General features: G+C 46.4%; 1 protein-coding gene. It reads right to left on the bottom strand.

Annotation, left to right across the window (positions count from 1 at the left end; all coding sequences use genetic code 11):
* Positions 1–565: arsenic resistance protein (locus R7Z50_RS29820; protein WP_411979540.1), on the bottom strand; the 565-nt coding region annotated here is incomplete at both ends.

The raw sequence follows: 565 nt of genomic DNA, 5'->3' as shown, positions 1-565 counted from the left end.
TTTGTATTTGGTTTTCATCCGCAGTGCGACGTTAACCAAAGCAATCAGAACCGGAACTTCGATCAACGGGCCAATTACGCCAGCGAATGCCTGGTCGGAATTCAGGCCAAATACAGCAATGGAAACCGCAATTGCCAACTCAAAGTTGTTACCCGTTGCCGTAAATGCGATGGAGGCATTTTTATCGTAGGGGATGCCCATGCTCTTCCCGATAAAGAAGCTGGCAAAAAACATCAGTACGAAGTAGATCGCTAGTGGGACTGCGACGCGGAACACATCCATTGGCAGTTGTAAAATCATCTCTCCTTTGAGGCTGAACATCAGCACGATGGTGGCGAGCAAAGCGATCAAAGTAATGGGTGAAATTCGAGGAATAAACACATCGTTGTACCACTTCTCACCCTTTGCAGCGACTAACCACTTACGACTGAGAAAACCAGCAAGGAAAGGAATTCCTAGGTAAATCAATACGCTTTCTGCAATGTCACCCATGGAAATATCAACCACAAAGCCTTCATAACCAAAGAACGGTGGAAGTACCGTGATGAATAGCCAAGCCACAACG

Source organism: Vibrio sp. 1249-1 (assembly GCF_033340495.1).
Note: the sequence above shows the minus strand (reverse complement) of the source record. Positions and strands in the feature narration are given on the sequence as shown.